General features: G+C 65.5%; 21 protein-coding genes. 8 read left to right on the plus strand and 13 right to left on the minus strand.

Annotated elements, in window-relative coordinates; translation table 11 throughout:
- Window positions 1–42: 42 nt before the first annotated feature.
- Both ACIBW7_RS35675 and ACIBW7_RS35680 read right to left on the minus strand, forming a co-directional pair.
- Window positions 43–492, minus strand: a complete 450-nt coding sequence (locus ACIBW7_RS35675; protein WP_397054212.1) for a hypothetical protein — start codon at window positions 490–492, stop codon at window positions 43–45.
- A 125-nt stretch (window positions 493–617) separates the two neighbouring features.
- On the minus strand, window positions 618–779 hold the full coding sequence (locus ACIBW7_RS35680) for a hypothetical protein (RefSeq protein WP_397054214.1): 162 nt from the start codon (window positions 777–779) through the stop codon (window positions 618–620).
- A gap of 143 nt (window positions 780–922) precedes the next feature.
- Between ACIBW7_RS35680 and ACIBW7_RS35685 the strand changes: the two genes are divergently transcribed.
- The 4 genes from ACIBW7_RS35685 (at window position 923) to ACIBW7_RS35700 (ending at window position 7,806) form a co-directional block, all read left to right on the plus strand.
- Complete coding sequence (locus ACIBW7_RS35685) at window positions 923–5,095, plus strand: TIR domain-containing protein (RefSeq protein ID WP_397054216.1); 4,173 nt, start codon at window positions 923–925, stop codon at window positions 5,093–5,095.
- Window positions 5,092–5,976 carry a DUF4231 domain-containing protein gene (locus ACIBW7_RS35690; RefSeq protein ID WP_397054218.1) on the plus strand — a complete coding sequence of 295 codons (885 nt, stop codon included), beginning with the start codon at window positions 5,092–5,094 and terminating at the stop codon, window positions 5,974–5,976. The genes ACIBW7_RS35685 and ACIBW7_RS35690 overlap by 4 nt, the downstream gene beginning before the upstream one ends.
- Before the next feature lie 436 nt (window positions 5,977–6,412).
- On the plus strand, window positions 6,413–7,459 hold the full coding sequence (locus ACIBW7_RS35695) for a M4 family metallopeptidase (protein ID WP_397054220.1): 1,047 nt from the start codon (window positions 6,413–6,415) through the stop codon (window positions 7,457–7,459).
- A gap of 29 nt (window positions 7,460–7,488) precedes the next feature.
- Window positions 7,489–7,806 carry a protealysin inhibitor emfourin gene (locus tag ACIBW7_RS35700; RefSeq protein ID WP_397054222.1) on the plus strand — a complete coding sequence of 106 codons (318 nt, stop codon included), beginning with the start codon at window positions 7,489–7,491 and terminating at the stop codon, window positions 7,804–7,806.
- Window positions 7,807–7,846: 40 nt separating this feature from the next.
- Here the strand turns inward: ACIBW7_RS35700 and ACIBW7_RS35705 are convergent, their stop codons facing one another.
- The 4 genes from ACIBW7_RS35705 to ACIBW7_RS35720 all read right to left on the minus strand — a co-directional run bounded on the left by ACIBW7_RS35705 (window position 7,847) and on the right by ACIBW7_RS35720 (window position 11,440).
- Window positions 7,847–8,836: a TIGR03557 family F420-dependent LLM class oxidoreductase gene (locus tag ACIBW7_RS35705; RefSeq protein WP_397054224.1), complete on the minus strand. Its 990-nt coding sequence runs from the start codon at window positions 8,834–8,836 to the stop codon at window positions 7,847–7,849.
- Between the two features lie 67 nt (window positions 8,837–8,903).
- Window positions 8,904–9,377 (minus strand): CinA family protein, encoded by a 474-nt coding sequence (locus ACIBW7_RS35710; protein ID WP_397054226.1) that lies wholly within the window; start codon window positions 9,375–9,377, stop codon window positions 8,904–8,906.
- Window positions 9,378–9,440: 63 nt separating this feature from the next.
- Entirely contained in the window at window positions 9,441–10,511 is a 1,071-nt protein-coding gene (locus ACIBW7_RS35715) for a CHAP domain-containing protein (RefSeq protein WP_397054228.1), read from the minus strand.
- A 149-nt stretch (window positions 10,512–10,660) separates the two neighbouring features.
- The gene (locus ACIBW7_RS35720; RefSeq protein WP_397054230.1) at window positions 10,661–11,440 is read right to left on the minus strand and encodes an enoyl-CoA hydratase-related protein; all 780 of its coding nucleotides are present in this window, start codon (window positions 11,438–11,440) and stop codon (window positions 10,661–10,663) included.
- A gap of 240 nt (window positions 11,441–11,680) precedes the next feature.
- Here ACIBW7_RS35720 and ACIBW7_RS35725 point away from each other — a divergent pair, with 240 nt between their 5' ends.
- Window positions 11,681–12,862: an alpha/beta hydrolase family protein gene (locus ACIBW7_RS35725; RefSeq protein ID WP_397054232.1), complete on the plus strand. Its 1,182-nt coding sequence runs from the start codon at window positions 11,681–11,683 to the stop codon at window positions 12,860–12,862.
- Between the two features lie 161 nt (window positions 12,863–13,023).
- Complete coding sequence (locus ACIBW7_RS35730; RefSeq protein WP_397054234.1) at window positions 13,024–13,281, plus strand: hypothetical protein; 258 nt, start codon at window positions 13,024–13,026, stop codon at window positions 13,279–13,281.
- 46 nt (window positions 13,282–13,327) lie between these two features.
- On the opposite strand, the gene ACIBW7_RS35735 is transcribed toward ACIBW7_RS35730, so the two are convergent.
- The 4 genes from ACIBW7_RS35735 to ACIBW7_RS35750 form a co-directional block, all read right to left on the minus strand.
- Complete coding sequence (locus ACIBW7_RS35735) at window positions 13,328–14,521, minus strand: Ig-like domain-containing protein (RefSeq protein ID WP_397054236.1); 1,194 nt, start codon at window positions 14,519–14,521, stop codon at window positions 13,328–13,330.
- A 223-nt stretch (window positions 14,522–14,744) separates the two neighbouring features.
- Window positions 14,745–15,611, minus strand: coding sequence for an SAM-dependent methyltransferase (locus ACIBW7_RS35740; RefSeq protein WP_397054238.1), 867 nt, complete (start codon window positions 15,609–15,611; stop codon window positions 14,745–14,747).
- Window positions 15,612–15,793: 182 nt separating this feature from the next.
- Window positions 15,794–17,023, minus strand: coding sequence for an NAD(P)/FAD-dependent oxidoreductase (locus tag ACIBW7_RS35745; RefSeq protein ID WP_397054299.1), 1,230 nt, complete (start codon window positions 17,021–17,023; stop codon window positions 15,794–15,796).
- Between the two features lie 202 nt (window positions 17,024–17,225).
- A complete protein-coding gene (locus ACIBW7_RS35750; protein ID WP_397054240.1) occupies window positions 17,226–17,990 on the minus strand; it encodes an SDR family NAD(P)-dependent oxidoreductase in 765 nt (254 codons plus the stop codon).
- 338 nt (window positions 17,991–18,328) lie between these two features.
- Here ACIBW7_RS35750 and ACIBW7_RS35755 point away from each other — a divergent pair, with 338 nt between their 5' ends.
- Together ACIBW7_RS35755 and ACIBW7_RS35760 are read left to right on the plus strand one after the other, a co-directional pair.
- Window positions 18,329–19,276 (plus strand): LysR family transcriptional regulator, encoded by a 948-nt coding sequence (locus ACIBW7_RS35755; protein WP_397054242.1) that lies wholly within the window; start codon window positions 18,329–18,331, stop codon window positions 19,274–19,276.
- Window positions 19,277–19,593: 317 nt separating this feature from the next.
- A complete protein-coding gene (locus ACIBW7_RS35760; protein WP_397054244.1) occupies window positions 19,594–19,716 on the plus strand; it encodes a hypothetical protein in 123 nt (40 codons plus the stop codon).
- Window positions 19,717–20,621: 905 nt separating this feature from the next.
- Here the strand turns inward: ACIBW7_RS35760 and ACIBW7_RS35765 are convergent.
- From ACIBW7_RS35765 to ACIBW7_RS35775, 3 genes are all read right to left on the minus strand, one after another.
- On the minus strand, window positions 20,622–21,074 hold the full coding sequence (locus tag ACIBW7_RS35765) for a CBS domain-containing protein (protein ID WP_397054246.1): 453 nt from the start codon (window positions 21,072–21,074) through the stop codon (window positions 20,622–20,624).
- A 420-nt stretch (window positions 21,075–21,494) separates the two neighbouring features.
- Window positions 21,495–22,094 carry a hypothetical protein gene (locus tag ACIBW7_RS35770; RefSeq protein ID WP_397054248.1) on the minus strand — a complete coding sequence of 200 codons (600 nt, stop codon included), beginning with the start codon at window positions 22,092–22,094 and terminating at the stop codon, window positions 21,495–21,497.
- Window positions 22,095–22,099: 5 nt separating this feature from the next.
- Window positions 22,100–22,594 (minus strand): DUF1918 domain-containing protein, encoded by a 495-nt coding sequence (locus ACIBW7_RS35775; RefSeq protein ID WP_397054250.1) that lies wholly within the window; start codon window positions 22,592–22,594, stop codon window positions 22,100–22,102.
- Between the last annotated feature and the right edge of the window lie 15 nt (window positions 22,595–22,609).

Consider the following 22,609-nt stretch of genomic DNA (forward strand, 5'->3'; position numbering starts at 1 on the left):
CGGACCGGTAATCGCCGCAAGCGATTACCGGTCCGGTCGGGCTCAGAGGGCGGTGAACTTACCGAACCCCGAGGAGATGGTGATGGCGAGGCCGCCGGCGGTGGCGAGTGCGACGATCTGGCCTGCTCCGGTGAACACTGGCACCGGTGCCGGGGCGCAGTCGCAGGGCTGCTGCGCCGTTTCCCGATCTGCCACGTCGACCACACCGACTGCTCCGGTCGTCAGGTTCGACCACTGGATCCGGGCGTGGGAGTCGAGCATGGTGCTACCGCCGAAGGGGCCGGGGTTGGTGACACCGAAGGTGGTGACTCCGGGTCGGTCGCCGACAGTCGCCGTCAAGTAGATGCTGAATTGCGTTGGAATACCCCATGATTGGGAAATTTTCACGAGCGGGAGCTGGAACGTGGTCGTCTCCGCGGCGCTGGCGGCGGTGTGCTGCCCCAGCACCAGCGCACTCACCATTGCACCGATGAAACCAAGCTTGGCACTCACGCCGGTAGCCCGGCGAACCCCGTTGTTCTGCACTAGCCCTCCTCACAGTCGATTCCGGCCTGCATCGATGCCTGCGACGCGGTGACATGATCGCACGGCAACGACCCGTTGCCGCGCTGACCGCATCACTGCGAGTGGCGCCCCAGACGGATGACCACATCGAGCAGCAAGACTGCCGCGGCCACCGCGAGCATCACCGCCACGCCCGAATGGCCGTCGGCGCGACCGTACTCGATCGCCAGCCCGACGATCAGCACCGCGGCCATGAATATCAGGCTCCGCTTCACCGATGCCAGTGTGACCGACTGCGGCGGTATCGAGTAGGGCGATACTCGCGTGCGGCGTTTTGTTCGAGCGCAGGATTTTCGTATGGCGCTTGCGATATTCGATGTGGGCTTCAATCGGGATCTGTGCACGGTGGTGTAGGACGATGTCCAGGGTCTTTCTGAGTCACTCCAGCCGGGACGATCGTGAAGCGATCGCACTCAAGGCGTGGTTGATCGAGGCCGATCCCGGCCTCACCGGCGAGATATTTCTCGATCTGGACCGGCAGACCGGAATTCCGGTAGGCGTGCGGTGGAAAGAGGCGCTGCGCCGCGCGAGCGATCGATGCGAAGCGGTTATCTGTCTGGTCTCCGATAATTGGGACGCATCGCGCGAATGCAAGGTCGAATACCGCCACGCCGAGGACCAGAACAAGCCGATCTTTGCGGCTCGGTTGCAGCCTTTGACCGGCCGAGATATCACCAGCGAATGGCAACGCTGCGACCTGTTCGGTGACGGTCCGAAAACGGAGATCGCCGTGGACGGTGTGGCGCCGCCAGTGCAATTCCGCACCGATGGCCTGTTGCGACTCCGGGACGGCTTGCGTGCCGCCGGAATCGGGGCAGACACCTTTGCCTGGCCACCGCCCGACGAACCGGACCGCGCACCGTATCGTGGCTGGCAGTCGCTGGAACAGGTGGACGCCGCCGTGTATTTCGGGCGCGACACCCAGATCGGCCGCGCGCTGAATGTGATACGGGGAATGCGTAATTCCGGGGATGGTCGAATGTTCGTCATACTCGGGCCGTCGGGCGTCGGTAAGTCGTCGTTCCTGCGGGCGGGCTTGCTGCCACGCCTCCATCGCGATGACCGGCATTTCCTGTCGATGGGCATCGTCCGACCGCAACGAAACGCGCTCACCGGCGGTGGCGGATTCGCCCACTCGATTCACGACCTACGCGACAGCGTAGGGCTGCATACGCCGAGCCTCGGCGTGATCAAGGAAGAAATTCGTGATGTCACACGGGTGCGCGCGTGGCTTACCGAAGCGCAACGGGCCGCCAGGGATCGCATCATCGACCCGACCGATGACGTGCCACCCACCCTTGTACTCCCGATCGACCAGGCCGAGGAACTATTCGGCGTCGACGCGGGTGAGCAGGCGGGCGCCTTCCTCGGTGTGCTGGCCGGCCTGCTCGGCGCGGACGACGCGCCACCGATGATCGCGATCGCGACAATTCGCTCCGACCGGTACGAGCCACTGCAGACCGCGCCGCAGTTGGCCGCCCTGGAGGTACGCCCGTTCGACGATCTGAAACCCATGCCGCAGGCGCAGTTCAAGGAGGTGATCTGTGGGCCCGCTCGACGCGCGCGGGAAGCCGGGAGCAAACTCTCGTTCGCGCCCGACCTGGTCGACCGACTGCTCGACGACTGGTCGCGCGGCGCGGATACGCTGCCGCTGCTCTCGCTCACCCTGGCCCGGCTCTACCAGGACTACGGCGACGCAGAGATCACGCTCGCGGAATACGAGGCGATGGGTGGGCTGCGCCGCGTCGTGCAGTGCGAGATCGACGAGCTGCTCGTCGTGGATTCCCAAGTCAGGCAACGACAATTGAAGGTGCTGCGAACCGCGTTCGTGCCGTGGCTGGCGACGATCAATCCGGATAACGACCAGCCGATGCGGCGCGCAGCGCGCTGGTTCGACCTGCCTTCGGACAGCCACCCGCTGCTCGAAGCGCTTGTCGCCAGGCGCCTGCTGGTCCGCGACGAGCGCGACGGCGAGATTGTCGTCGAAGTCGCGCTGGAAAGCTTACTGCGCCAATGGGATACGCTCGCCGCTTGGTTGCGCGAGCAGGCCACCGACTTGAAGGGCGCCGACGAGTTGGAACGGGCGGCGCAGGCCTGGGAGACCAACGCGCGAAGCGACGAATGGCTGCTCACCGGCACACGACTCAATGGCGCCGAATCCCTGGCCGCCGAACCGGGTTTCCGGGAACGGCTCAACCCGACGCGCGAGTTCCTGCTCGCCTCGCGGCGGTGTGAGGACCAGCGCACCGAGGCCGACCTGCGGGCGGCACGGGAGCGTCAGGAATCCGCGGAAGCGTTGGCGACCGCGGAAACTCAGGCCAAGGAGAAGGCCCAGGAGTACAGCCGGGTACTGGGGCGGCGCTCGCGAATCCTGCGGGTGGCGTTGGCTATAGCCGTTGTCGCGGCGCTGGCCGCCGGGTTTTTGTTCCTCGAAGCGTCGAGAGCGGAGAATGAGGCGACCGCGCGCAGCAGGGACGCGAGTGCGTTGGCGTTGATCGCGAATTCGCAACTGATGTTGTCCAGTTCGTTTCCCGGCGTCAGCGATGACGTCCTCGCCATGCAGAGTGTGCTGGCCGCGCGCAGTTTTCCGAACCGCAACAACGGCGAATACTCGTTGCTCAGCGCAGTAAATCAGCTACGCAACCTGCGCAAGATCATCCCCGTCGACGGGGGCTACGTCCGCAGCCTCGACTTCAGTCCCGACGGCACACGCGTCGTGGCCAGTCGAGGCGAGCACATCCAGCTGTGGGACACCGAGACCTGGAAGCCCATCGGCGAGTTCATGACCGGGCACAGGCTCGAGGTATCGCAAGTCGCGTTCAGTCCCGACGGCAAACGCATCGTGACCGCCAGCTTCGACAGAACATTGCGACTGTGGGATACCGAGTCTCGCCAACCGATCGGTGAACCGCTGCGCGGACACGAAGCGCAGGTCACCAGCGTCGCATTCAGCCGGGACGGCCGCCGAATCGTGTCGGGCAGCTCAGACAAGACGCTGCGAGTGTGGGATGCCGAGTCCCGCCAACAAATCGGCGAGCCGATGCGCGGACACGAAAAGGAGGTGGTGAGCATCGCGCTGGGCATCGATGACACGGTCGCCTCAGCAAGTTTCGACGGCACGATTCGGTTCTGGGATACCGAATCCCGCCAGCAGATCGGCGACCCGATACGCGTACCCGGAGAAGTGTTCAGCAGTGTCGCGTTCAGCCAGGATGGCACCCGAATCGCCGCGGGGGGTGACGAGACCACGATCCGGTTGTGGGATGCCCATACCCGCCAGCAGATCGGCGAGGCGCTGCGCGGCCACACCGCCGCTATCGAGCGAGTGGTGTTCAGCCGCGACGGCTCCCGGCTCGCCTCGGTAAGCGACGACAAGACGGTGCGGCTGTGGGATACCGCGACCGGCCAGCCGGTCGGAGAGCCGTTGGTGGGACACGACTTCGCGGTCAGCGCGATTGCCTTCTACCCCGACGGGCAGCGCATTGTTTCCGGCAGCTTCGACGAAACGATACGCGAATGGGACGCCAGTGGTGGACAGGTTCTCCGCGGGCACGACAGGGGAGTTCTCGCCGCAAGATTCAGCCCGGACGGCACTCGGATCGTGTCCGACGGTGACGATGCGACTATGCGGCAGTGGGATGCTCGTACCGGCGCAAGCCTGGCTCCGGTGATCCCGATCGAGGGTGCGCCTGAGTGGTACTTCAGCTCCGACGGCACGCAGATCGTGACGGTCACTACCACCACGCTGCGACACTGGGACGTGGCCAGCGGTGCTCCGGTCGGGGACTCGATCGCCATACCGCCGGACACCAAGCGTCTGACACTCGGCGTCGCCGACCGAAAGCTCGCGACCTACAACGGTACTGATATCCGGATACGCGACATCGACACGATGCAGCCGATCGGCGTTCCCATTCGACAGCCAGCGGTGAATGCCTTCAAATTCAGCCCCGACGGTCGACAATTAGCCATCGGCGACCGGGACTCGAGTGTCCGCCTCTGGGATACGAACTCGGGCCAGCAGATCGGTAAGGTCCTCAATGGCCAAGGCTGGGTCAACGACATAGAGTTCAGCCGCGACGGCCGCACTCTCGCCGTCGCATACCAGGACAAGACAGTACGGCTGTGGCGCACGCAGACCGGAGATCCCATCGGCGATCCGATCCGGACCGACGGGTGGGTAAACAAGCTCGCGTTCAGCCCCGACGGCCGAACCATCGTCACCGGAGGCGGGGACAGCACCGTTCGTTTGTGGGATGTCGAAAAGCACAGCCAGATCGGTTCCGCCATCACAGCACATAGCCAACCGCTAACGGATGTGGAGTTCAGCCCCGACGGCAAGGATGTCGTGTCGACGAGTAACGACAGAACCATCCGTGTCTGGCCCATCCCGGCTGCCTCAGAAGACATCTTGTGCGACAAGATGACCTACAACATGAGCCGGGAACGCTGGAACAGCTGGGTCTCACCGGACATCCCCTACCACAAACTATGCCCGAATCTGCCGATCTTCGGTGAGGAGGGCAAATGACAGTCGCTTCCGATGACGAGCTGGTGAATGCCCTGTGGGAGAAGCGGATTCGCTGGTCTCATGCGGCCACCCAGATGAAACTGCGGATCGACCGACTCCGGCTGACGGTGCTGTACCTGAGCAGTTGGGGAGCGGTCGCGGCCGCACTGACGGCTACGGTGCTACGCCAGTCCGGGCTGCCCTCGCGCATCGTCGCGGCCACCGGTGCGGCGGCACTGGCAGGTGCCACCTACGTCGGAGCCCAGTTTCTGACCTCGGAAGCGGTCCGGCGGTGGACCCGCGCCCGGGCAGTATCGGAGGGAATGCGGCAGCAGATCTTCAGGTTTCGCGCGATTCCGGGAACGGTCGCGCAGCTTCGGGCCGAAGTCGAAGAGCTCGAACACGCCGCCGAGGATCTCCTGCGCTTCCTCGACGAGGCGACGACCACCGGACCCGCACCCGGGCCGCTGTCGCCGGAGCAGTACGCGAGCAAACGCGTGGAAGGCCAGATCGCCAACTACTATCGTCCGTCGGCCCTACGCTATTCCGCGCGAGCACAATTCCTGCGTCGGGTCGCCATCGCGCTGGGCCTTGTCGCCACGATCGCGGCCTCGGTCGATACCGCGGTAAGCGCCGACGCCGCCACCCGAATCGCACCATGGATCGCCGTCCTGACCACACTGAGCGGTTCGCTCGTCGCCTTCCTCGCAAGCAAGCGATACGACTTCTTGGTCGTCAGCTATCTCGCGACCGCAAACCGGCTGCAGCGACTGCTCGACAACTGGCGAACGGCGGGATCTCCGACCGATCCACCGCGATGGACGCAATTCGTCGACGACTGTGAGGACGCCATCGCCATCGAAAACGGAAGCTGGCTGGCAAAGTGGGCCGACGCCCGCTGACCGTTCGATCGTGCCGCACCCATTGTGGTCAGCACCGGTGTCCGGACCGACACCGACGGGGCAAACGAGCCAAATGACCAGCCCGACCACAGTTATTCTGTCGTCGGCTACTCGACCCGGTTGGTCGCTTCGACAGCAAATAAGGAGTAGTCGCTTACCCGTGCCCGGGACCATGCGCTGCCGGAGAATGAATGCGCAGGTCGATGCTGGTCTGGGCGGTAAGGCACAAGCCACTCAGCTGTTCTGCCCAACCGTACGGCAACGACATAAATCGGCAGCGCCAGAAGCGTTTTCGACGGATATCGACGCCCGGATAACGTAGAGCCGCCAAAACGGTCCTCGCAAACCTCGACTCCGAGCGAGCCATTGCCGCGCGCCAACCGGCCCGCCCGCACCCAGAATCAGCCACCGCTCAGCACCCGAAACGGAGCCGAAAATGCGATACCCAACAGCGTGCATACTCCCACCCGACCTACTGCAGTCGGTCGCACGTGAACTCCCGCCGAAACAGCGAGCAGAACTGCTTGCATCCATGGATCTGGACAACAGCATCCGAATGCTGCGGGCCGAAGCCGTCGGCCGACAGGGACCACAACCGCAACAGGCGGTCGGCGCGGTATCGAACGGGGTACCGCAGCGATCGATCTTCAACCAGCGGCATTCCACTGCGACGATGCCGGGCACGCTTGTGCGAGCCGAGGGGCAGCCGCCGGTCGCAGACCCGTCGATCAACGCCGCCTACGACAACTTCGGCGAAACCTATAATTTCTACTGGAACGTCTACCAACGCGACTCGATCGACGACCAGGGCATGCCGATTGCCGCGATGGTCCATTTCGGCACGAACTACGACAACGCGTTCTGGGATGGACAGGGACACATGTTCTTCGGTGACGGTGGCGGCCAGGTATTCACCGACACCACCCGCAGCCTCGACGTGGTCGCGCACGAGTTGACCCATGGAGTCACCCAGTTCGAGGCGAATCTCACCTATTCCAACCAGTCCGGCGCACTCAACGAATCCATCTCCGACGTGTTCGGATCGTTGGTGAAGCAGTACCACTTGGCCCAAACCGCCGATCGAGCCGACTGGTTGATCGGCGCGGACATCGTGGGACCGCTGTTGTCACCCGCCTTGCGATCGCTGAAGGCCCCCGGCACCGCCAACCCCCACGACAACCAACCCGCCGATATGTCCAAATACGTGCAGACCACCAGGGACAACGGCGGCGTCCACATCAACTCGGGCATCCCGAACCACGCCTTTTATGTGCTGGCCACCACGCTGGGCGGAGAAGCGTGGAAGACGCCGGGAACAGTCTGGTACGACGCGCTCGTCGATCCTGGGCTCAAACCCAACGCCACCTTCAGCAACTTCGCCGCATTGACGTTGAAACAGGCCCGCTACCGTTTCGGGAGGATCAGCACCGAAGCACACGCGGTGGAATCTGCATGGGATGCTGTGAAAGTTCCGCTGCGTTGAACCGCACGGCCCCGAATACCATCGTGTCTATGGCCACATCCGACGTACATCTCGAATTCCGGCGAAGCGGCGGCCTCGCCGGAATAGAGATGACAACCTCGGTCTACGCGCGCGACCTGCCCGCCGAGCAGGCGCCGGTCATCACGGACCTGCTCAACGACACATTGCTCGAGCAGGACACGCCGACACATCGTCCGCCGATACCGGATCAGTTCGACTACGAACTCACCCTCACCGACGGCCACCGGACCAGCACCTATCACTGGACCGATATGCAGATCCCCGATGCAGCACAACCGCTGATCGCCGAACTCGCCGAACGCTCCGAGCCGGATCCGACTACCTGAAGCAGATCGCGCGACAAGAAGGCAACCACTTGTGGATGACCTAACCGGTATCGGCCGCACGGAGTTTCGCCAGTAGTGGTTCGGCGGCCTCGGCGAGGAACCGGTCCTGCTGTTCGTCGCCGATTTCGACGACAGCGATGTCGGTGAAGCCGGCGTCCTGGTAGGGCCGCACCGCCGCCACGATGGCGTCGAGATCGGGGCCGCACGGGATAGTCTCGGCGACATCTTGCGGGCGCACGAACTGCGTCGCGGCTGCGAAACTCGCCGGCGTCGGCAGGTTGGAGTTGACATCCCAGCCGCCCGCCGACCACCGGAACTGTTCGTGAGCGCGCTGAATTGCTTTGTCGCGGTCGGTATCCCAACTGATCGGCAGTTGCCCGGTCACGCGGGAATGCGCGACGGCGGAGTCGTTCGCGCGGACGCGATGCCATGACCGAACGAGTTCGGCGTCGGGACTGGTGCTGACCATCTCGTCGGCCAGAGGGGCGAATCGCTGCACCGATCGTGGTCCGGATACCGCGACCGCGATCGGTACCGGCCGGTCCGGCAGGTCCCAGACCTTAGCGGCGTCGACTCGATACCACTGGCCGAGTCGGCTGAGCGTCCCACCCGCGTGCAGGTCACGAATGATGCCGATGGCCTCCGCGAGGCGCTCCAGCCGTTCCTCGAGCCCGGGCCAGCCCGCACCGATGACGTGCTCGTTGAGGCTCTCGCCGCTTCCGAGCCCGAGCGTGAACCGCCCTTCGGCCAGGATCTGCAACGTCGCCGCCTGCTGCGCCACAATCGCCGGGTGGTAGCGCATGGTCGGGCACGTCACGTAGGTCATCAACGGAATGTGCCGTGTCGCCTGCGCGACGGCCCCGAGGGTGGTCCATGCGTTCGGCGCGTGTCCCTGCTCCTCGAGCCATGGTGCGTAGTGGTCGCTGCTGACCAGGAAGTCGAATCCTGCCTCTTCGGCGGCGACCGCATAGCGGACGAGTTCGCGCGGGCCACTCTGCTCGGTCATCAGTGTGTATCCGAATCGGGTCACTGTCGCTCCTTCGCTCGGCGGTGGATATCGGTGGGCTACCCGTCTACCGCGTCGTTATCGGTAGCGGTCAGCTCGGGGCTTCGCCTATCGCCTCGCACACCATGTCGAGCGCGACCTCAACCGTCTGCCTCAGCACGTCTTCGGGTTCGCCATCGAAGCGCTCATGCCGTGCCCACGTCCCACCCTCGGCGTGGACCGCCAGCCATACCGATCCCGCCGGTTCACCGTCCTGGGGATCGGGGCCGCCCACCCCGGTCACCGCCACAGCCACGTCCGCGCCGAGCAATACCCGCACGCCGACCGCCATGGCTCGGGCCGCGGTCTCCGACACCACAGGAACCTCCGGAACGCCCAGTACCTGCCGTTTGACATCCGCACTGTAGGCAACCACCGCACCCCGCAACCACTGTGCGGAGTCCGGGGCAGCACCCAACGCCGACGACAGCTGCCCGCAGGTCAACGACTCCGCAGCCGCCACCGTCCGTCTCGACCGCAGGGCGGCCACGGCCACACGGCTCGCAGACTCGTCGATTCTGGACATCGAACCCACCCTATCGACTCCGGCAGCCCCTCCCGATAGTTCGCGGTTCCCCGACGCAGTCGGTTACGCGTTGACCGGGGTCTTGGCCGGCGGGTGTATGACTCCGGTGAAGTTTCCACCGGCGAGGTTGTAGGTGTGCTGGCGTACGGCGTCGCCGGAGTTGCCTTCTATGGTGGTGATGCTGTTGCCGTTGCGAGCGACCACCACCCCGATGTGGTGTTGGCCGCCGAATACGACGAGGTCTCCGGGGCGGGCGCTGGACATATCGCTATCGGCCCAGCCCTTACCGGCGGCGTCGGACCAGACGCTGGGCACGTAGTTCTTGTTGCTCCAGTCGACGTTTATCCCGGACTGTTTCCAGACCCAGGTGGCGAAGGACGCGCACCATGCGTCGTCGATGTTGTACGGGCGGTTCACGTGGTTGGTTCCGGTTTCGGCGACGCCGAGTTCGTTCGCGGCGAATCCCTTGATCTTGTCGATGGTGCCGGCGTCGGCGGGTGGCACATAGCTGTGGCCCGACCACGGAGTCGTCAACGGCGCCGTGGTCCCGCCGTAGCCACTGCTCGTCGGGTTATCGGGGGCGGAGTTGTTGATGTGCTCGGCATGGCGCTGGATGTCGGTCGTGGCATCCCACATCCGCTGCTCTACCGTCGCGGCGGTGGTGGCGCATGCGGTTCGCAGTGGGCCCTCCACCGCCTCCGGCCAATATTGTCTGCCTGCCGCGTCGACGCTCGGTCCTGGTGCGTTCTCTGCGTCGTTGATGGTGCCTTGGAGTTGATTGACCGCTTTCTCGATGTCGACATACGCGTCGCCCGCCACGGAGTAGGTTCCGTAGGTCGAACTGTCGACGCCTTCGTCGTTCACGTCCATCGAGGCTTCGATGTCCCGCAGTGCGGAGACGGTTTCGTTGTGGTTGGTGGTCGCGATCGACTGATTCTTGTCATCGACAATCTGCTTGTCCCGCAGCAGTTTCACGAATCTCGGGGCCCTGGACGGCGTGCCCGCCCCCAGGTTGTCGACGTTGGCTTGGACCGCCGCGTGGGTGGCACCGACGATGGCTTTGAGCGCATCGGATGCGTAACCGGGAACTGTCAGCTCCGGAACGATCCGATAGTGGTCGACGGTCGGGCTCATCGCAGTACCCCGTTGCCACTCGGCTGTGGACCGACGAATCGCGACATCCGTAATCCTCTACTCACAGGGACCGATGCGATTCGAGTATCGGCCATTCCCAGAATCGGGAATGACGGTCCAGTCCCCGTTGAAAGAGTCCCCTAGCGGCGCTAATCGGGCCAGACGGGCGGGCGCTTCGCCAGGAAGGCCGCCATCCCTTCGCGGGCGCCGGGAAGTTGGGCGGCGGCCGCCATGACTTCCAGGGCGAGGGCGTAGGCATCTGCTTCGGGGCGGTCGAGTTGGCTGTAGAGAGTGCGCTTGCCGAGCGCCTTGCTGGCCCGGCTGCCCCGGGTGGCGCGGGCGAGCAACTCGTCGACGGCGGCGTCCAGCTCGGCGTCTGGCACCGCCCGGTTGATCAGGCCCCATTGTTCGGCGGTGCGGGCATCGATCGGGTCGCCGGTGAGGGCCAGTTCCATCAGGCGTTTACGGCCGACGGCGCGCGCGACCGGCACCGCGGGGGTATGGCAGAACCAGCCGCCCTTGCCGCCGGGGAGCGCGAACCCGGCCGATTCGGCGGCGACGGCCAGATCGCATGAGGCCACCAGCTGGCAGCCGGCGGCCGTGGCCAGACCGTGCACCCGGGCGATCACCACCTGCGGCACCGACTCGATGGTCGACATGAGATCGGTGCACAGCGTGAGCAATTCCCGCACGCCGAGCAGGTCGCGGGCGGCCACGTCGGCGAAATCATGTCCCGCGGAGAACACCGGACCGTGCGCCCCGAGCACTATCCCGGTGGCGTCGGTCTCGCCGGCGGCCCGGAAGGAGGCGAGCAGTTCGGCAAGATGCTCGCCCGACAGCGCATTGCGTCGCTCCGGCCGGTTCATGGTGATGCGCACGGTGTCGCCGTCCCGCGCGACCAGCAGATGCCGATACTCCAAGGCGGTCATGCCTCCACCGTAGATCTCTACGGGCAACGGCACCGCCGAAGTGATCCGCAAAGGTGACCGCGCCTCGGGATCGCGTCTGGATCAAATCCACCGGTGCGGCGCGAGCTGTCTGCTCGGACAGATGTGGTCGGCCTGATGCGCGCGATTTCTGCTGAGCAGCGTGTTGAAGCGAGTTGTCGCGTTCTGATCTATAGCCTCGTTCACGATCGTGACGGTGTCGGACCGGATGTGAGGTGTTCGATGCGAGTTGTCCACGCGGGTAGGCGAGCGGCGGCGGTGGTCACGTTGTCGGCCGGCATCGCACTCCTGATACCTATCGCCCCGGCGCATGCAGAAGTCTCGGGGACCCTGATCGCGGAGTACCCGCTACCCGACGGTACGCGCGGAATGTCCGATGCCGATGGCTCAGTGATCGAGTACTGGATGCGCGGGACGAACGGGACGACACAGCCGGCCAGCGGCGCGCTGTACGTTCCCGCCGGTACCCCGCCGCTGTCCGGGTGGCCGATCATGGCCTACGACCACGGCACCAGCGGGCTCGGACCGGGCTGCGGTGGCCAGTCCGATCCGCTCGCGCACCCCGCCCAGACGATTGCGGGAGATGAAGACGCGCTGCTCCAATACCTGGCGTCGCAGGGATTCGCCGTGGTCGCGCCCGATTACCTCGGCCTCGGCCGCTTCGACACCGGACCGCATCCATACCTGGGGATCGACACCGAGGCGACGGCCACGATCGACCTCGTGCGCGCCGCCCGCGCCGCGCACCCGGAACTGTCGCGGACATGGGCGGTCATGGGCGCGTCGCAGGGCGGGCAGGCCGCGCTCGGCACCGGCCACTTGCAGGCCACCGATGCACCGGATCTGGACTTCCGTGGCACCATCGCGATCGACCCCGAGTCCGACGTGGAGAAGCTTGCACCGCTGCTGGGACCGGGCACTCCCACTCCGTCCTTCATCGCGGACGGTTTCATGGACCTGTTCGTCAGCATCTTGGCCGGGCTGCGCGCCGCCCGATCCGAGGTGAACGTCGACGAATATCTCACCCCCGAGGGCCGGTCCGTGCTCGATAGTGTCGGCGCGATGTGCACACCTCAGATCATGGATCGCGTCCGTGGCCTAAGCATCGGCGAGTTGCTGGCGAAGCCCCTGTCCGTCGCACCCATGCCCGCTGCTGCCGACGCTTACATGACCGTTCCCGCCAGTGGTTACAACGCCCCGATCCTGTTGTGCGTCAACATCACCGACACCATCGTCCCGTCCCCACTGCACGGCCTCCTCGCCGCCCAACTCGCCGCTCACGGCGTCGACTTCCGCACCGTCCTCGGCACCGGAAAGCACACGCAACTCAACCCCCAGATGTGGACCGCTATCGAGCAGTTCGTGGCCCGCATTCGATCCGACTCGGCCATCGGTAACCCCTGAGTCAACCCTCGTCCCTGGTGGTCGCACCACTTCGTCGATGCCGCCTCAGCAGTGCCTATCGGCCCACGAGAGTGGGACCAGTGGCCCTGTTCCGGCCACGATCGAGCAAATAATGTCGCCGACAAGGTCATCCACGCACGAGCCGGCAAGAAGGGGACGAGATGACATCGGTGAGATCGGATAGAGCCACGCCAGACGTCGTTGTCGCCGATGCGATCGAGCACCTCCGACACGACTTTCCCGCTGTCGCCGCCGACGTTCTGCATTCCGCCGCCGCCCGCGCGCGACACGATCTCTGCGATGCGCCGGCCAGCTGGTTGCCCGAACTCGCCGAGCGGTTGGCGTGGTGGCGGCTCGAAACGGCCTCGGGTGGGTTCCGCCGATGGAGTCCGGTCCATCCCGCGACATCCACCCTGTGACGGTCACGACAGGTTCGCGGGGGGACAGGCGTCTTTCTCGTTCGTGTCATGTGTGGGCGCCACCGCGAAGCCAGTCGGACCAGGCGATGCTCCAGTCGCCGTTCTGCCAGACGTCGAGGGGGTCGCCGCCGGTGTTGCGGACCTCGACTACGTCGCCGGGGGTGACGAAGTCGTAGAACCATGCGGCGTCACCGGGGGAGATGTTGAGGCAGCCGTGTGAGACGTTGGTGTTGCCTTGGGCCCACATGGTTGCCGCCAATTCGTGCACGAAGATTCCGTCATGGCTGATGCGGACCGCGTGGTTGATGCTGGTGCGGTAGCCCCCGGAGTTGGTGGGCAGGCCGTAACTGGCGGAGTCCATGATCACCGGGTCGTTTCGGTCCAGCACGGTGTAGATGCCCGGGCGGGTCCAGAACGACATGGCTCTGCCACCGACGACGGTGGTGCCGCCCTTGCCCATCGATGTGGGCATGGTGCGCACCAGGTTTCCGTTGTCGAAGACCTCGATCTGTTTGGTGTCGTCGTCGGCGATCGCGACGTGTGCGGGCCCGATGATCACCGAAACCCGTTGGTTGCGTAGGCCGTAGCGGCCCGCACCGAGCGCGAGGCCGAAGAGTTCGGCCGCGATCGTGATCCTGGTTCCCGGCGCGTAATAGTGCTCCGGCCGCCAGTGTGCGTTCTGATCGTCGAGCCAGTACCAGGCACCGGTGACGGCCGGCTCGGTGGTGACCTTCAGGTGACGTTCCACCGCTGGCCGATCGACGGGTTCGTCGAAATGGGCGACGAGCACGAAACCTACTCCGTAGGTGTCATTTTCGGCCAGCTCGACGAGATTGGCCGAGCGCAGAGAGACGTCGACGAGTTGTTGCGGTCGCACCGTGGTGCAGGTTGTCGTCGCGGTGACGTCGCCGGATTCGCCGTGAGCCACGGCTTTCACCGTGTAGGTGTGTCCATAGCCGAGCGGTTCGGCACTGGTCCAGGTTCGAAGATCGGGTGCCGATGCGCCCGGCAGTGATCTGCCCGTTTCATCGATCCATTCGACCGACCGCAGCGTCCCGTCGGTGACCGTGATCGTGCCGGGGCTGCGCGCATCGACATCGCGGGTGCCGGGTGGGGGATCGAATCCGATTGTGGCGGGTCTGGGTGGCGGCGCGGGTTCTCGCACCCACCCGCATCCGGCCAGGGCGAGGCCACCCGCACCGGCGAAACCGATCAGCAGCCGACGACGTCCCAATGCCACCGTGCATCTCCCTTCTCCGGGGTGCTGGGCCGACCTCCGTCCGTCAGCATGCGGCAGCTACGCGCCGGCCGTGACACCGACGACCAGCATCTCCACCGATCCGTCGCACAACCGATACCGTTCCTCGATCGGATCCGGGTTCTCGTGAGTCGGTCATCGGCGGTCTGCGAAACCCCCGAAGGTCACACGGTCCGGTGGTGCGCAACGGTCAGCCGAAACCCGTTCACGGCCGCACGACGGTCACCAGGCTGATCAATGACCGGTCGGCGGCCGGAGTGCGGCCGATGCCGCGGATGTAGTCGGTGAGGTCGACGCGCTCGCCGGTCCAACCGCGGTCGGTGAACCACTCGGTGATCTCACCGCAGGGGTCGTTGTAGATCAACCGCACCCAGTCCGAGCCCGCGTCGTCGTGCCCGGCCATCTCGGCGACGGCCTCCGCGGGCAGCGGATCCATCTGCTCGATCGCGACCCGGCTGCGGGGTGCGCTGAGTGAGACGATGGCGTCGAACAGCTGATCCTGCGCAGCCGACGACAGATAGATCAGCAGACCCTCCACCAGCCACGCGGTCGGCAGGGCAGGATCGAAGCCGCTGTCGCACAACGCTTTCGGCCAGTCCTCACGCAGGTCGACCGGCACTTCATGGCGCTCGGCGATCGGCTGTCGACCAGCATGCTCGAGAGTCTCGCGCTTGAACTCCAGCACCTGCGGCCGGTCCAGCTCGTAGACGACGGTGCCGTCGGGCCACGGCAACCGATACGCGCGCGCGTCGAGGCCGGCCGCGAGGATAACCACCTGCCGGATGCCCGCGGCCGCGGCCGCATGGAGGTAGTCGTCGAAGTACCGGGTGCGGGCGACCTGATGCTGCTGGAACTGGATGCCGAATTCGGGCGTCAGCAACGGATGAGCAGGCACTCGACCGTCGAGCAGGTCGGCCCACTCCCCGCCCGCGGCCCGCACGAAAAGCTCGGCGAACGGGTCCGTCGCGGGCGCATCGGCCGCGCGGCCGCCCAGCGCGCGAGCCGCCGCGACGAACAACGCAGTAGATCCCACGCTGGTATTGATGTCCCAGGAATCTCCATCGGTGCGCATGCTCGCCAACGTAGCGATCGTGGCGAGCTCGGTCATTTCAGCGCACCGGGACAGCGGAAATCCTCCATAAATCGACTACCACAGCGGCATTTACTCCACCGGAGACCGGCGGCGGGGGGAAATCCTCTCGTGTGGTCTCTGTCCCGGTGGTCGGATGATGTATCCGTCGGCGCGATTGGTAGTCAATGGGTGGACTCGGGTCCGTGCTCGGGCGCGGCCTGCAGTTCGGGCGCGGCGGCGGCCAGCAACGCGTCGCGGTCGCGGCTCAACGGAGGATAGATACGCCGGGTGTTGATGGCGCGCTTGGTGTCTTTGGCCTTCTCGCCGCACGCGACCACGTGGCGGTCCCAGCCCTCGGTATACACCGCGCCTGCCGGTCCCAGATCGAGAACCGTTACATACCAAGGGATCCGCAGTGGCTTCACGGGCTCGCCCAGAAGATCGCCGATGACGTTGTATCCCGCCCATCGGCCCATCGGGCGGCTGTGCTGGCAGGACATCACCGACATATGCTCGTCGTCCATTCTTGCGGCGGCGACGTCACCGGCGGCGAACACCCCGGGCACACCGCAGACCCGCAGATAATCGTCGACGGGGAGTCGACCCAGCCGGTCACAGTCGACCCCGAAGTCTGCGGTCAGCGGGTTGGCCCGCATGCCGGCGCACCAGACGACGGTGGCGGCGGTCACCACTTCACCCGAGGAGAGCATCACGCCGCGCTCGTCGATGGCGAGGACCCCGACACCCAACTTGGTCTCGACCCCGGTGTAGCCCAGCGCCGCCTCGATGACCGGTCGTGCCGATGCGCCCATGTCCGAGCCGACGAGCGGGTTGCGGTCGATCAGGATGACCCGCGGTGCGACGGAATGCGTGGCAAAGGCGTCGGCCAGCATTGCAGGCAGCTCAGTCGCCTCTTCGATCCCCGTCAAACCTGCCCCGACGACGACTACTGTCGCGGCCGCCGGGTCAGTGGGGCCCTCGGCAAGCCGGCGCAGGTGGGCTTGCAGTCTGGTCGCTGCGTCATGGGTGTCGATGTCGAAACCGAACTCCCGCAGGCCAGGGATATCAGGCTTGACCACCTGGCTGCCCAACGCGAACACGAGCCGGTCGTAGCTGTGAGCGCCCGCGGTGGATTCCACGACCCGGGCCAGCGCGTCGATCGCCGTCACTTCGCCGATGATGTGCTTGATTCCGACCGGATCGAGAAGAGCGCTCAGCGGGATGCGGGAGGTGCTCAGATCGGTCTCATAGTCGCGCACGCGGATGTCGTGGTACGCCGTGGAACTGACCATCGTGACATCGACGGTTCCGACCGCCACACCGAGCTCGTCGAGCCGCCGGGCCGCCGCGAGCGCCGCCCACAGACCCGCAAACCCGGACCCGAGAACTACGACACGCGAAGGAGCGGTCACTGCAGCGCGCTGCACATCGTGATTCTAATAGTCGGACAGCCGCACTCCCGCAACATCGACCCAGTAACCTGTTCCCCACTCGGTGGCGCCCAGCGAAAGAGCTTGCCCCAACGCTTATGCCGCTAGCGCAGAGCAGATCCGACAGGAGCCACACCGGTGCACGGATGCCGGCCGGTGCAACAAATCAGGCTGAACTGCGGGGCTACCAACTCTGGTCGGCGGCGCGCACGAGCATTTCGTTGACAGCTACGCGTCGGGGCCGACCGACCATATATGCGACCGCGTCTGCGATGTCCTCAGGCGTGAGCCGCTCGATGGAGTTGATCTGGGATCGAACACTTTCCAGTAGTTCGGGTCGGGTGTGGGATGCCAGGTCTGTGTCGACGTTGCCGGGCTCGATCACCCCGACGCGCACGCGCTGGGGCTGCAGTTCCTGTCGAAGCGCTTCGCTGAAGGCGTTGATGCCGAACTTGGTGAGGTTGTAGACGGCGGTCCCGGGCCTAGCCACCCGGCCTGCGGTCGAGCTGATGTTGACGATGTCGGCGACCTGGCGTGGTCCGGCGCCGGCGGACTTCTGCAGATGCGGAATCGCGGCCTGCGTGATGTACAGCGCCCCCTTGAGATTCACATCGATCATGCGTTCCCATTCACCATCGGGCGCGTCGGCAACCGGCCCGATGAGCATCACACCGGCGTTGTTGACGACGATGTCCAGGCGCCCGAACTCCGAGATCGCATGGTCCACAGCGAGTGCGGCTCGAGCCCGGTGGGAGATATCGGCTGCGAAAACACTCGCCGACCCGCCGCGAGCGCGGATCTGCGCCGCGACGTCCTCCAACTGGGCGAGGCGACGGCCGACCAGGACGACCGCCGCACCCTGTCCTGCGAGCGTGCGCGAGATCGCCGCGCCGATACCGGTTCCGGCGCCGGTTACCAGCGTCACGGTGCCTTTCAGGTTTGCGTTCATATCCGAACTCCTTCACAACAGTCGGATCGACGGGATGGGCTGCCAGTGCCCGACGTTTCGGTTTTGCGGCGACGGATCGTTGTCGGGCCGCTCACGCACGCTCACCACGTCGCGGTTGCTGGAAGTGCATCTGATCCTTCCTTATCCTTTCGGCCGGCTACCGAATCAGCGAACACCGCCTGGGTGAGACAAGTCCAGGACCTGTTTCCGACGACTGATAGGCGCTGCTTCGCAACACAGGTATGCGGCCGACGGCCCTGCTCATGCGGGATACGGAGCATCCGGCGGGCGGCCGGTATGGACACACAACGCGGCAAGCGGACGCCTAAGCTCGACTCATGGAACTGCGGCAGCTGCGGTATTTCGTCGCGGTCGCCCAGGAGCTGCACTTCGGCCGCGCGGCTGAGCGGCTGCACATCTCGGGTCCCGCGCTGTCCCAACAGATCATCGCCCTGGAGCGGGATCTCGGAGCGCAATTGTTCTGCCGCGACCGACGCAGTGTCCAACTGACCGAAGCCGGGCGGTCCCTCCTCGAGGACGCATGCCAGATCCTCACCCTCACGGACGGAGCCCGACAACGGGTCCGCCACCGGGCGGCCGAAGCGATACCACTACGGCTGGGTTACGTCAGTTGGCTCCCCGACGACGTCATCGGGTGCGTCGGCCCGACGGTGTCCCTGCGTATCGACGATTGGGTGCTTCCGTCGCACGTGCAGGCCGACCGGGTCGCCGAGGGCAGCCTCGACCTTGCGGTGGCTTGGATCAGCGCAACCAGCGCCGACGCGCGTGGTCTCAGCGCGCACCTGCTTCGCGCAGAACCACTCGAGGCGGTCGGCCCCGGGATGAGTTCAACCGAGCCGGTGCCCGCGGCTGGGGTCACCGTGCTGGTCGACAGTGACGAATGGGCCTGGTCGTCATGGCACCGGTTCGCCACCGAATTCGCCATTCAGGTGGGCGCGAGCATCGCGAAGATCGATGACGGCGGCGTCACGGGAGAGGCGTTCTACGCCCACGTCCGCGATATCAACGCACCCGTTCTCGCCTCGCCCAAGCGCCACACCGCCGTCCCACCACCCACGCTCGGTCGTCGTCCGATCGCCGACCCGATTCCACTGTGGACGTGGTCGCTGTTGCACCGCACCGACGACGACCGCGTCAGCGTTCGGCACGCTGTCGAATCGCTACTGGCCCTCGCCCGCAGCCGGAATTGGGTGTTCGCTCCGACCGGCCCATGGTGGACACCGGCCGACGACCCCCACCGCGACGCGCTCACCAGCGGCAACTAGCACGACCGCCGCGGAAAGTCCGGCCAACCAAAGGTAGAAGCTTCGTCCTGGACTCCGTGTCGCGACCGAGCTTGAATCGCGTCCGGGGACCTCGGAAGAGACGGAGCATTCATGACACACAAAAATGTTGTGGCCTCGCGGAGTTCGCCATGGCGGCCGAACCGGAAGGCACGAGCCGCCCACGCCGACAACGGGGGTGGGAGGTGCGTGATGTGCGTCGAACCGAAGTCGATGGCGTGCGGGTAACGTGGCGCTTGGTTCACCATCATCGAATCGCGATCGTAGGCGTCAACTACGCATGTGATGAGTCACCGGTCGTGTCCTTCGGTCCGGTGCACTATCCGGATCTGGCGCAGGCTCGCGAACTGCTTCCAGAACTGGCAAAGCTTTCGGATGCGGTGCGCGACGAATTCTGGATCAAGTTCATTACCACGGCGTGACCGAGCCCACGGTACGCGGTGACCAAGGCGGCACCGATGCCCTGGACGCTCCGGTCACGATGGTGACTTTCGGGGTCATGGATAAAACCTGCCTTCGGAATCGGGGATGTGTCGAGAACAGCGATGGCTGGTTTTTCCGGTCAGAAGCGGTGGACGCGGCTCGAGGCAGGCGTCGGGCGCTCCCTGTGGAACATTGTTGTGGATTGCCCGGACTGCCAGCGGTCGTTTCCGGCCACGATGGACAAGTAAGTCAGGATTGTCGAAGTCGGCTGTGGATCGCTCGGCGGTATCGATGCGCGAAATTGTCATGTCTTCTGGATCTCCGATGCCGGAATCGGGGCTGGGAGGTGGTGCGGGAAGCAGGCGCCAGCCGCTCTGCCCGCTGATGTGGGGTGTGTGGTCAGGAGCCGCTCGGCATCGTTGGGGCGCAGCTCCAACGGGTTCAGTGAAACCCGCCCGGTTGGAACAAGTCCACGACATGGCGCCGACGACTGGTAGGCGCTGGTTCGCAACGCAGGTACGGGCTGCCGCACGATCTTGCTCATGTGTCCGGATCAACAACCCTGCTGGGCGGTCGGCACGGCCGCGGGATTCACGCTCCATTGCGGATCTGGAGGCGACGCTGACAGGAAACCTCGGTCACAGGCTCGTAGCGCCCGGTATGTTGCGGCGATCGACGGTTCGGCCATATCACAGCGCCGAACGAGTGCTCGACCAAGCCATTCGGGTCGCGCGAGCGGCTGCGCCCGGTGCGGCGCTCGCGATCACGACCGACGCGATCGACAAGCCGATCCGGCAATGCTGACAGCCGGGATACCGAGTCCGGTTCCGTGCGGTATGGAGATCGGCGCTCGGAAATGAGGTCCTCGGTCAACCGGTCCAGGCGCCTCGGCGCGGGGCTCGGGCTATTGCGCACCTTCGTCGGTGGATGCCGGAAGATGTTGTGCGCATACGGCTTCCACGAATTCGCCGACGGTGGTGTCGGGCAGACGGCGGGACAGGTCGGCCTCGGTGATGATGCCGACCAGCTTGCCCGCCTCGGTCACCGGGAGTCGTCGGATCCGATGCCGCTCCATCAGTGCCAGGGCGGCATCGATGTCGGCGCCGATGTCGACGGTGCGCAGACCGTCGCCCTGGGCCATTTCGCCCGCAGTGGTCGTGCGCGGATTCGCGCCGGTGGCAACGCATTTGACGACGATGTCGCGATCGGTGACGATCCCGACCGGATGTCCCTCGCCATCGCAGATCGGCAATGCGCCGACATCGAGCTGTCGCATCCGCTGCGCCGCGGTCTCCATGGTGTCGCGAACCGTAATGCACGCGACGTCGGGCTGCATGATGGCCTGTGTGGTGGTCATGGCCGGCTCCTTTCCGAATAGACCATTCGCGCCCATCATCGACATGTCGAAGTGGATCAGCGAGGGCCGAAAGTCACCGCAAACGGAGGAATCGACACTGGTAGCGGCGACTTCCGCAGCGTCGGTGCGATCAAGCCCGAGTCCTCGATTCATGGGACCTTCGCCCCTGTTGGCGCTGTTGCGCATGGTGAGACTGCTGAGGTTGTCTGGTGAGTACGTCCGAGCTGTGGTCGCCAAGGGGTGTGCGAGCGTGAGCGAGTTCGCTGCGACCGGCTACTCCGGGCACGCGATTGTCGAGTCCGATCGCACGACGGCATCGGACCTCGCGACCATCCCGATCGGTCGAGTGGTGTGACCAGGTGACCGATACAGTCTGCTTCCGATACCGATCAGCAGCGGGCGGGCGCGTCTCGATCGCCGTCATGAGTCCTGTCCGACCGGCCGGCCCATTCCGCGCCATTCCCGGGCCAGCGCCGCATAGCGGCGGATGCGCAGCAACAGGCCGGTGCCGTAGCCCAAAAGAACTGCACCACTCCAGATTACGGCGAGCACCGTCGTGCCGATGCCTATACCACTGTTGGCGGCGTTGATGGGGCGCACCGGCGGTGTGGTCACTTTGCCATTGCCGTCCAACCACACTTGTACCTCATCGCCCGGCGCGGACTTGTCGGGCACCTCGGTGGTCGTCGTACCGGAGCGGCCGTTCTGATACCAACGCACGGTCGCGTCGAATCGTTCGGTGGTCGACCCGTAGGCATCGGCCGTCACGATCCGTTCCGGCTTCGTCGTAATCGTCGCGGGCACAGCGACTTTCGCTGCGTTCTCGACCCGGATCCGGCTCACGGCCGCGGTGTAGCCCGCGGTACCTGCCGCGCCCGCGACCGGCACTGCGACGAGTATGACGAGAATCGCGAACAGCCACACCAGTGCCTCGACTCGGTCCGATACCCGCATCAGCGAACCGGTGCGCCACGGTCGTCGCCGCCACAAGCGGGTCGACATGGACGGATATTCGGACATCTCGATCACCTCGTACCCTGTGTCGCGGCATTCGGCTCGGCTATGGATTCCGCGGTCCGGTCCGGATGCGACAGCTCATTCCGCAGTGCCGCGAAGCGGGCCGCAGCGCACTGCCCCCGCTCGCGCAGCTGCGCACTGCTCAGCACATAGGAGTCGGGGCCGGGGGAGGTCAGTGCTCGATGCCCGGTATCGGACCAATGCACCAGATAGGGCGGCGAACCATCGGGTGAATGCACCGCCTCGATGAGGACGCGCCGAGTCGGGGGTGTACGGAAGTTGCGCCACCACGTCTTTGTGTCGCGACCGGCCAGGACGACAACGGTGTTGCCCGCGCGGGCACCGGACACGGGTAAGGCGATATGACGACCCGAGCGCCGCGCCTGATAGCGCAGCTCGCACAGGTTGTTCCGCAGCCCGTGGGCAAGCGGGGAGTGCAATGCCGACAACATCACGGATGCGCCGAATCCCGGTGCCTGATATCGAGTCGCGCCGGTCGTCATGTGTCAATCGTCACG

Source organism: Nocardia sp. NPDC049526 (assembly GCF_044465765.1).
GTDB lineage: Bacteria > Actinomycetota > Actinomycetes > Mycobacteriales > Mycobacteriaceae > Nocardia.